This window comes from Shewanella algae, from assembly GCF_009183365.2.
GTDB classification, from domain to species: Bacteria; Pseudomonadota; Gammaproteobacteria; order Enterobacterales; family Shewanellaceae; genus Shewanella; species Shewanella algae.
Genome location: NZ_CP068230.1, coordinates 4,542,614 through 4,552,609 on the forward strand (window position 1 = coordinate 4,542,614; position 9,996 = coordinate 4,552,609).

At 53.8% G+C, this 9,996-nt stretch carries 12 protein-coding genes; 11 read left to right on the forward strand and 1 reads right to left on the reverse strand.

From position 1 onward, the window contains the following. Positions 1-124: 124 nt before the first annotated feature. Entirely contained in the window at positions 125-1,417 is a 1,293-nt protein-coding gene (locus E1N14_RS20200) for an SLC5/6 family protein (protein ID WP_025010121.1), read from the reverse strand. Between the two features lie 529 nt (positions 1,418-1,946). On the opposite strand from E1N14_RS20200, the gene E1N14_RS20205 reads away from it, so the two are divergent. From E1N14_RS20205 to E1N14_RS20255, 11 genes are all read left to right on the forward strand, one after another. After that, the gene (locus E1N14_RS20205) at positions 1,947-2,414 is read left to right on the forward strand and encodes a hypothetical protein (RefSeq protein ID WP_025010122.1); all 468 of its coding nucleotides are present in this window, start codon (positions 1,947-1,949) and stop codon (positions 2,412-2,414) included. Positions 2,415-2,460: 46 nt separating this feature from the next. Next, on the forward strand, positions 2,461-2,829 hold the full coding sequence (locus E1N14_RS20210; protein WP_025010123.1) for a nuclear transport factor 2 family protein: 369 nt from the start codon (positions 2,461-2,463) through the stop codon (positions 2,827-2,829). A 45-nt stretch (positions 2,830-2,874) separates the two neighbouring features. After that, positions 2,875-3,480 carry a hypothetical protein gene (locus E1N14_RS20215; RefSeq protein WP_025010124.1) on the forward strand — a complete coding sequence of 202 codons (606 nt, stop codon included), beginning with the start codon at positions 2,875-2,877 and terminating at the stop codon, positions 3,478-3,480. 155 nt (positions 3,481-3,635) lie between these two features. Continuing rightward, positions 3,636-3,875, forward strand: coding sequence for a YrhK family protein (locus tag E1N14_RS20220; protein ID WP_025010125.1), 240 nt, complete (start codon positions 3,636-3,638; stop codon positions 3,873-3,875). A gap of 172 nt (positions 3,876-4,047) precedes the next feature. Continuing rightward, positions 4,048-6,123 carry an ATP-dependent DNA helicase RecG gene (gene recG, locus E1N14_RS20225; protein ID WP_025010126.1) on the forward strand — a complete coding sequence of 692 codons (2,076 nt, stop codon included), beginning with the start codon at positions 4,048-4,050 and terminating at the stop codon, positions 6,121-6,123. A gap of 188 nt (positions 6,124-6,311) precedes the next feature. Next, positions 6,312-7,178, forward strand: a complete 867-nt coding sequence (locus E1N14_RS20230) for a DUF3014 domain-containing protein (RefSeq protein ID WP_025010127.1) — start codon at positions 6,312-6,314, stop codon at positions 7,176-7,178. A 244-nt stretch (positions 7,179-7,422) separates the two neighbouring features. Beyond that, positions 7,423-8,151 (forward strand): beta-ketoacyl synthase chain length factor, encoded by a 729-nt coding sequence (locus tag E1N14_RS20235; RefSeq protein ID WP_025010128.1) that lies wholly within the window; start codon positions 7,423-7,425, stop codon positions 8,149-8,151. Beyond that, positions 8,148-8,945, forward strand: coding sequence for a lysophospholipid acyltransferase family protein (locus E1N14_RS20240; RefSeq protein WP_025010129.1), 798 nt, complete (start codon positions 8,148-8,150; stop codon positions 8,943-8,945). Before E1N14_RS20235 ends, E1N14_RS20240 begins: the two co-directional genes overlap by 4 nt. Next, positions 8,932-9,186 (forward strand): phosphopantetheine-binding protein, encoded by a 255-nt coding sequence (locus E1N14_RS20245; protein ID WP_025010130.1) that lies wholly within the window; start codon positions 8,932-8,934, stop codon positions 9,184-9,186. Before E1N14_RS20240 ends, E1N14_RS20245 begins: the two co-directional genes overlap by 14 nt. A 9-nt stretch (positions 9,187-9,195) precedes the next feature. Further along, entirely contained in the window at positions 9,196-9,444 is a 249-nt protein-coding gene (locus E1N14_RS20250) for an acyl carrier protein (RefSeq protein WP_025010131.1), read from the forward strand. After that, the gene (locus E1N14_RS20255; RefSeq protein ID WP_025010132.1) at positions 9,444-9,992 is read left to right on the forward strand and encodes a COG4648 family protein; all 549 of its coding nucleotides are present in this window, start codon (positions 9,444-9,446) and stop codon (positions 9,990-9,992) included. The genes E1N14_RS20250 and E1N14_RS20255 overlap by 1 nt, the downstream gene beginning before the upstream one ends. Positions 9,993-9,996: the final 4 nt, after the last annotated feature.

Below are 9,996 nucleotides of genomic sequence, written 5' to 3' on the forward strand. Positions count from 1 at the left end.
AGGATTCCTTAAACGACCAGAGATAGAGTGAATTGCGTGATGGATTACGTCCCAAAACCTAGGGGTGAAGCTGGGTATGCCTTGAGCAGGAACTCCAACCTGCTCAAGGCCTTACGACAAGGCTTCAACTGAATGTCAGCAAGGGGGACAGACACAGCAAGGCGCCGGTCGCGATAACTATGTAGAGAGACAAGCCCTTATATTTATGCAGCGCAGGCACCCGATAGACCAGGTAAGCCGGGATCAAACATCCCACCAGGCCGAAGATCGGGCTGCTGATGCTGGTAAAGCTGAGCACAGGCGCATTGAAACAGATGGCGCCCCAGGCAAGCAGTATGGTGAACAAAATAATGCCGCGATTGACATACTTGGTATTGATCTTCTCTTCCGCAGTGGTGCGCCTCAGCAAGTTCATGGTCAGGCCATAACAGGCTTCACGAAACCCCATGTAAACCGCAAAGAAGGCTGTCATAACGGCAAAAATATTCAGGATCAGGCTGAACAGCTTGATGGTGTCTCCGGGGATTCCCTGAGCCACCATGGCCAGGGCGGAGATATTCTCATCGTAGGCTTTTAGCGCCTGGTCATGCCCCATGGCCAGGCTGAAAGACACGGCATAGAAAAATACCACCACAAACAAAATGCCAAAGGCCAACTTCATCGCTCTCTGAGCCTTGTAGCGCGCCACCTCTATCGACTTTTCCCTGGCGCGATAGGAGATCACCAAAGGGCTCAGGTTGGTCACAAACAGAATCGATGACAGGGTAAATGGCAGCATGACGATAGTGTCTTTGAAGCCACTCTGGGGAGTGGGAACCGCACCTATGTTATTCAGATCCCACTGCTCTATCATCATGAAACCCAGTATCGCTATCACGCTCAATTTGGTGAGTACCATAAAGGATGAAACCTTGAATAGCAGCGCCTCGCCTCTGGATGCCAGACTCACCAGGATGCAAACCAGTGCCAACCCGTAGAAAGGATTATCGGACAACAGCTGTTTGGTGAGGCCAAAACTCTGCAGGAAAGAAGCGCTGTCATTGGTAATTGCGGTCGAATAAACCAATACCCAAATCACCAACATCAAGAAATAGAGCACACCCAGTAATATTCCCCAGTTTTTCCCCAGATAACCGGAAATCACATCCGGATAATCCCGGCATTTGGGAGATTCCACCAAGGTATTAATAAATAGTTTCTGAAACATATACATGGCTGGATAGCCAATAATGGCCGATAGCAGGAATACCCAAAGTCCCATCAAGCCTATTTGAATGGGCAGAAATACTATCCCCGCGCCAATGGCCATGCCTATACTGATGATCACCCAGCCCCAGTCCGTGCTGTCGAAGCGGGTTGCCGCCTTCCACTGTGCCGAGCCCCTGGTGATTTCTACTGCCGATATTGCTGCTGTCATTACGCCCCCTGGTTCAATTATTTTTTATTTATTTTTTGAACCATTTAATATTCAAGGAATATAAATTCCTAATGTATTTTCATTAATCTCAATGAGTTAAATATGGGGCCAAACCTGTATGATTATTGTAAATAGATAAAGTCTACCTCGGCAGATGTATAGACTAAGTTAAGCCAAATACGGCTCAAATATTGAAACCGCTCTGCTTTAGCAAACATTCCGGCGAAATTTGTATTGGCAATCCAATCGATCAATATGAAATTGGCCGTCCGCAGATGAACTATCTTTCACACTTCCAGCATCCAATGAATATATTTTCATCATAAGTGCATAGAAGTTAATTTATATGAGTTTACCCAAACGCTGCGAATACGGATAAAAAGAGTGCCTGTAGCTGGTTTTCGGGTTCACCGCCGAGGCTAAAAGCTTTACCATGACTCGGCGACCAGCAAAGGCTTGTTACCCGAAGGCTGTTGTTTGGACGAGAAGAATCAGGGATCCAGTTAGCCCAAGTTAAGGAGAACAATCAATGCGTTGCAGACATTGCGGCTCAGACAATATCAGACACTTCAAAGCCATTCATGCCGAAGGCACAACAGAAGTTTCAGTCAGCGCCTCGGCCAAACCCGTGTGGAACAACCAACCCTTCTCAGTGCATGGAAAACAAAAAATCGAAGGTAGCGCCCAACTGCGAACCGAACTGGCCAAGCGCTGCTCGCCGCCATCTGACCCTCAGCCCTTGGTGCTATTTCTGGCGGCTTTCCCCGGACTACTCTTGGGCGGCTACCTGGGGTTTCAGGCAGGCAGCAACTGGAGCAGTTTTTGGCTGGGGGTGCTGTGCTTTTTTGTCTCCTGTTTTACTCTGATCCTGAGCGCCGATTGGCTGTGGAAAAACTACTTGGGAGGGCGAAAGTCGATGCAGCAATACCAGGCGGCACTGAATCAATGGCAGAACTCCTGGTACTGTGGCAAGTGTGCCAAAGTCAGTATTTTTTAGACCTCCTTACCTCTTTGCCGTCACTCATTAGGCCTTAGGAATAACCATGAATCACATCTCAGAGATTCAGCAACTGGAAAGCCAACTGCGTAGCGCCATGTTGAATTCGGATATCAATTTGCTGGATAGACTGTTGTCGCCTCAACTGATATTCACCAATCACCTGGGGCAAGTGCTCGGCAAAGCAGAGGATCTGCATGCCCGCAGCTCAGGGCTGCTCAATATCACTCGGATAGACACCCTGACCGAAGAGATACGGCTGCATCAGGGGACTGCGATAGTGTCGGCGGAGGTGAATATTCAGGGCAGCTATGCCAAAGCGCCGACCAACGGCCGTTTTCGCTTTACCCGGGTTTGGCTGCGCAGGGCAAGCGGCTGGCAACTGATAGCGGCTCACTCGAGCCTGCTGGTTTGAGCACTGGGTTTTACGACGAACTACTGATTTCATGGTGACCATTTTATGACCAAAAACCCACAGCAGGCCAGGCTCTGCCAATATCAGCAGCATATGCTGATGACAGAGCTCAAAGCCGAGCCGGGCAAGTTGAAACTCGTCTGGCGCAGCAGGCAAACGCAACTGAAATACGCGCTTTGGGGACTACTGGCGATGCTTGCCGGAATTCTGGGAGTACTGGTGTTGGACCCAGCCAGACAGGACACTTGGTTTACGGCTGCCATCATAGCTATAGTGCTGGGGCTCAGCGGCATCATCATGGGCCTGAACCTCTACCGCCTGCTCAAACCCGTTACTCTGGATCTGCAACAGGGCTGCTTCTTCCGGGGCGGAAAAAGCAAGCCTCTCAGTCAACTCTGCCGCATAGAGGTGCAACGCAATACCTATAACGAAAGATTCAGAAGTCACATGCTTGAACACCTGACTGACGAAGAGCTCATAAGTGTCAGCGTGGTACTCTGTTTTGCTGAGCGTGAGCGACTCGGTTTTGGCCTGTTCAAACCTCAAAAGCAGGCCACAGACAAGGCCAGAGCCTACGCACAAACACTCGCCGAACTGATAGGCTTTAACGGCGAAATAACAGTTACCCAGGGTTCAGGCCTGGGCCGTTAATTAGCCAAGCCTGACAAACCAAAGGGGCCAGCTGTTAACTTAATCCAATGATTATGTTGATATATTTATTTGCATTAAAACAGAGAATTAGATTTGCACCTTGAAGGTGGCAGCGTTAAGGTATCGCGGCAAATCATAACTACCAAGAAGGAACCATGATCGACAGTAAGCAGCGATATTTTGCCGAGCAAGATATCAAAGCCCCCGCCACCCCTCTTCCCAAACACGCCTTGTTCAATACCCTAAGCGACCTGATAGTCGCGCTCTGTTTTCTACTGGGCAGCTTCTTTTTTCTCACAGATGTTCACACTCTTATCGGCGCCTGGCTGTTTGTAATAGGCAGTGTTCAGCTACTGATAAAGCCCTTGGTCACCCTGCTCAACTGGTGGCGCTGACAGATTAATCTGCCACCAATATATCAGGGCTTTTGCCGTACACTCACCCCCCAGGCAGAAGCCCTGCCGCCATTGCGCCACACTTTACCCAGCCGATAAAAGGCAACGCATTGCCAAGGGCTATTTCTCTGATAGTATATGTATAAATTCACAGTAATCCGGTGCTAAAGGTTTGCAGAGACTGGATCTTATTGCTATCACCGAGCTCAAGGGCGTAGCCGCTAAAATGGCTGAGAAACTGCACAAGCTCGGAATCAACACGGTACAGGATCTGCTGTTCCACTTGCCGCTGCGCTACGAAGACAGAACCCGCATCTACCCCATAGCCAGCCTCACACCCGGAAGCTACGGCACCATAGAAGCCGAAATTCAGTCCAGCCAGATCATCAATGGCCGCAAGCGTATGTTGATCTGCAATGTCCGTGATGACAGCGGCACCATGACCCTGAGGTTCTTCAATTTCTCAGCCGCCCAGCGCAATGCCATGCAACAAGGTCTGACCATTAGAGCCTACGGCGAAGTGCGCCGAGGTAACCACCAGGCCGAGATCATTCATCCGGATTACAAGATACTCAAAGGCGACGAACCGCCCAACCTCAGTGAAACCCTGACGCCCATCTATCCCACCACTGAAGGGCTCAAGCAGGCCAGTTGGATGAAATTGACCGAGCAGGCTCTAAACCTGCTGCAGGAGGACGGACTGCAGGAGTTGCTGCCCGAGGCGCTGCGCCCCAATCAGCAAAGCCTGGCTCAGGCGGTGCGCACCCTGCATAGGCCCCCGGCGGATGTCGATATCTACCGTCTGGAACAGGGGCAACACCCGGCGCAGCAACGCCTGGTGCAGGAAGAACTGCTGGCGCATAACCTGTCTATGCTCAAGCTCAGGGAGCGCAGTAATCATGACAAAGCCGTGCCTTTGCCCGCCACCGGCGCTTTACTCAATCCCTTCCTCGCCGCCTTGCCCTTTAAACCTACGGGGGCGCAGCAGCGAGTGGTGGCAGATATCGGCCGCGATATTGAAAAGCCGCAACCCATGATGCGCCTGGTTCAGGGCGATGTTGGCTCGGGCAAGACCCTGGTGGCGGCCATGGCCGCACTGCAGGCGATAGAAAACGGTTATCAGGTGGCCATGATGGCGCCCACAGAGCTGTTGGCCGAGCAACATGCAATTAATTTCAGTCAATGGCTGGAGCCATTGGGGCTCAAAGTCGGCTGGCTGGCGGGCAAGCTCAAGGGCAAGGCCAGGGCCCAGTCGCTGGAGGATATCGCCTCCGGCAGTGCCCACATGGTGATAGGTACCCACGCCATCTTTCAAGAGCAGGTACAGTTTCACAAGCTGGCGTTGATCATCATAGATGAGCAACACAGATTCGGCGTACATCAGCGCCTGGGGCTGAGAGAGAAAGGCATCAGCCAGGGTTTTCATCCCCACCAGCTGATCATGACGGCAACCCCTATTCCCCGCACCCTGGCGATGACCGCCTATGCGGACCTGGATACCTCCATCATCGACGAGTTACCGCCGGGGCGAACCCCGGTCACCACAGTGGCCATCAGTGACAGTCGGCGTCAGGAGGTGATCGACAGGGTACGTCAGGCGGCGCTCAATGACGGTCGCCAGGCCTACTGGGTCTGCACCCTTATCGAAGAATCCGAAGTGCTCGAATGCCAGGCAGCCGAAGACACCTGCGAAGAACTGCGTGCCGCCCTGCCGGAGCTGAGCATAGGCCTGGTTCATGGCCGTATGAAGAGCGCCGAAAAACAACAAGTCATGGACAGCTTCAAACGCGGCGAACTCAAGTTGTTGGTGGCCACCACAGTCATTGAAGTGGGGGTCGATGTGCCCAACGCCAGTCTGATGATCATCGAGAACCCGGAGCGGCTGGGGCTGGCGCAGTTGCACCAGTTGCGCGGCCGGGTCGGTCGTGGCGCCGTGGCCAGCCACTGCGTCCTGCTGTACAAGGCGCCGTTGTCACACACGGCCACCAAACGGCTTGGAGTATTGCGCCAGAGCAACGACGGCTTTGTCATTGCCCAAAAAGATCTGGAGATCCGCGGCCCGGGTGAAGTACTGGGCACCCGCCAGACAGGTATAGCCGATATGAAGGTGGCCGATCTGGTACGGGATCAGGCGCTTATTCCTCACATCCAGAAACTGGCTCGCCACGTGATGAGCCAAGCACCGGAGAATGTCGATGCCATCATTCAGCGTTGGCTGGGCGACCGGCAGCAGTATGTTCAGGCCTAGTGCACTAAAAACGTCACAAAGTTGCCGAGAGTTCAGCCGGGGTTCAAGTCAATCACCACAGGATCTGCTCTACTGGCAATATTTCACAAATAAATCCTGCTGCCGGGCGGCCGAACGCTGGACAAGATGGCCAATATTTGCAGAATGGGAGAGGCGCTGCCTCACAGGTATCAATGAAAGGAAATCCAATGCAAGTCAATCAAGAAGATAGAATCGCGCCGCAGGAAAAGTCCTCTGGCAACAGTGGCATTGCTATCATCCTATTGGTGTTGGTATTGCTGATTGCAGGAGGAGCCTACTACTATTTCAGCGGCGAACAAGAGCCGCAGCAAGCAGCAGAGCCCACCCAGGTTGAACTCCCCGAACCCGCTCCCAGCGAACCGCTGCAAACCCAAGTCCCGGTGCCTGAACCTGAAACCGTACCCGAGCCAGAACCTGAAGTGGTTCAGCCCGAAGTCGAGCCGGAACAACCTCTGCCTTCACTGGCCGAAAGTGATGAATATGTTCATGAAAAGGCCGTGGCAATGGCTGATGGCATGAAGATAGAGCCACTGCTGGTTGAACAAGATCTGGTACGCCAGTTCGTGGTGTTTGTCGATAATCTGGCCCAAGGCGAACTGGCCCGTAAAACCAGTCCGATGAAAGGCCCGAGCGACACCTTCACAGTATCTGAAATCTCCAACAAGACCTATCTGGATCCTGATAGTTATCACAGATACGACCTTTACGCCGACTTTCTCACCGGCCTCAACGACGAGCAGTTGCTCAACACCTATCGTCAGTTGTCGCCGCTGCTGGAGCAGGCCTTCGATGAGCTGGGTTATCCCAACCTCAAATTCGATGAGCGGATGCAACAAGCCATCAAGGTGCTGTTGGCAACCCCAGTGATAGAAGATCCTATCGAGCTGTACGCCATCAGCGTGAACTACAAGTTTGTCGATCCCAAACTGGAAGCCCTGCCCAACGCGCAGAAAATGCTGGTACGTATGGGTCCCGACAACACCCGTAAGATCAAGACGGTACTGCGGCGGCTGCAGAGCCAGCTGAGCAACTGAGCGGCATCTGAATCACCCGGCGCCCGCCGGGTGATTCCCTTGTTAGCGAAAAGTTGTAACTGATCTTTAGCTGTAACCTAAACCCCTTCTTAAAACCCGTACTTTCAGTGTAGAATATGGCCCTTTGTACCGGTGTTTCAGAGGGAACGGGCAATCGGTACGGCGGTCGCATTCCGACCCGACAGATTCACTCCCTCACGACCCGTAAGGGATAGCAACAAAGATCTGTGTCAGAGGCAAAGCAGTGCAACTAGCGTTCAGTATTCTCTCCTGGGGAGCCTGGTCCCCGGAGTATCAACAGCAGCAAGATTGGCAGCAGTGGCAAAGTAGCAACTGCGCCCTTGATGACAGCGATCGCATTGCCCCCAAGTTACCCCAGGTTGCCGCCATGCAGCGGCGCCGTTTCAGCCGCCTGAGCAAGATGATGCTGGAAGCCGCCTTTCAGGCTGAAGCCCCCAGCCAATGCCGCAGCGTATTTGCCTCGCGCCATGGCGAACTCAATCGCACCATAGAACTGCTGCAGGATATTATTGCCAGGCAGCCACTCTCTCCCATGGGTTTCAGCCAATCGGTTCACAACACCGCCAGCGGTCTGTTTGGCATAGTCACGGGTAACACAGGCGCTTCCACTTCAGTGGCGGCGGGCACAGATACCCTGTCCCAAGCCATGTTGGAAGCCTGGGCCCAGTTGGCCGAGGACCCCAGCCCCCTGCTATTGGTGTTCGGCGATGACCCTGTGCCGCCCGTCTATGATGAATTTACCCAAGAGATGGAACTGCCGCTGGCCTTGTCTCTGCAGCTGGCCCCGGCCGATGTTACCGGCATCGCCCGAGTTACCCTGAGCCAGCAGACCGGCGCCGGGCAGCCGCTGAGCTTCGGCGCCCTGCTGCAGGCACTGGCAAACGGCACGGCAATCCAGGGGCAACTGGCCCATTGGCATTGGCAGCTGGAACCCTCAAGGGAGCCGCTATGACAGCCCCGGCAACCGGTATCGGCTATTTTCCCCGTTGGCTCGCCGGCATCAGCTGTTATATCGCCTTCGGCCTTGGCGGCTTGCTGAGCTCCTTGACCATTTTACCTGTGCTGAGGTTCTGGCCCGGCGAGCGCGATGTGCGCATTCAAAGAGTACAAAAAGCGGTGCACTACATGTTCCGCGGCTTTGTGCATATGCTGACCTGGGCCGGCGTGGTCAGGGTCAGCACAGTCAATCTGCAGCGATTACAGCAGGCCAAAGGCATGGTGGTGATTGCCAATCACCCCACCCTCATAGATGTGGTGGTGTTAATCAGCCTGATGCCCAATGCCGGCTGCATAGTAAAACAGGGACTGTGGCGTAACCCCTTTCTGCGCGGAGTCGTCTCCGCCGCCGGCTATATTCCCAATCGCGGCGCCGAGCTGCTGCTACAGGACTGCCGTGAAGTGTTGGCCAGAGGCACCAATCTGATCATCTTTCCCGAGGGCACCCGCACGGTAAAAGGCGCAGTGATCAATCCCTTTGCCCGCGGTTCGGCCAATATCGCCCTGCGCGCCGGGGCCGATATTCTGCCAGTGGTACTCAGGGTGGTTCATCCCGGACTCACCAAACAGGATCCCTGGTACGAAATCCCGAGACGCACCATACAGATGCAAGTGGAAACCGGGGCAAGCATAGCGCATCTGAGGTATGATGCCGAAAGCGGTGGCGATGCCCGGATGGCGCGCCAACTCACCAGAGATCTGGAAACCTATTACAAACAACAATTAGATATAAATTATGAGCTTACATAACGAAATTAAACAGCTAATCATAGATTGCCTCGATCTTGAGGATATCAGTATCGACGATATAGATACCGAAGCACCGCTGTTCGGTGAGGGGTTGGGACTGGATTCCATCGATGCACTTGAGCTGGGCTTGGCGATCAAGAAGCAGTTCGACGTCAAGATCGAAGCCAACTCAGAGGCAACCAAGGCCCACTTTTACAGTGTTGCCAGCCTTGCCGCGTTTATCGAATCCCAGCGCGCGTAGGAGGTGCTCATGCAAAGCCGTGAACAGATATTGGAAATGCTGAGCAAGATCCTGGTCGATGAGTTTGAAGTGGATGCCGAGGCGATAACCCCTGAGGCTTCCCTCTATGAAGAGCTGGATCTGGACAGCATAGATGCGGTGGATCTGGTGATCAAACTGCAACAGCTGACCGGCAAAAAGATCCAGCCCGATGAATTCAAGTCGGTACGGACGGTCAACGACGTGGTTAACGCCATCGAGGGACTGGTTAAAGACTGATGCGTGCCCTGGCTCAGACAGTCACGGCCCTGTTGCTGCTGGGATATCCCCTGGCGGTATATCTGGGGCTGAACTATCTGCCGGGCAATGGCCTGGCACTCTTGCTGGCGGCCTTGCTCGGTGCCAGGTTGCTGCTGGGGAAGCAAAAGCTCAAGGCGCTGGCCGCTCCGGTCGTTCTGGGGTTACTGCTGGCGCTCGGCAGCTTGCTTGCCAAGCGTCAGGACTGGCTGCTGTACTACCCTGTGCTGGTCAATGCTTGCATGCTGGTGCTGTTTGCCTCTTCGCTGCTTAAAGGTCCCAGTATGGTGGAACGTCTGGCCAGGTTGGCCGAGCCGGATCTGCCCGAGGAAGCCAGGCCCTACCTGGTAAGGGTCACACAACTCTGGTGCGGTCTGTTTGTCTTCAACGGCGGCATGGCGGCTTATACGGCGCTGTTTACCAGCCTGGAGACCTGGACCCTGTACAACGGCCTGATAGCCTATCTGCTGATGGGGCTGCTCGGTGGCGGAGAATGGCTCTATCGCCACTTTTGTCTGAAGCGATCATAAAGGG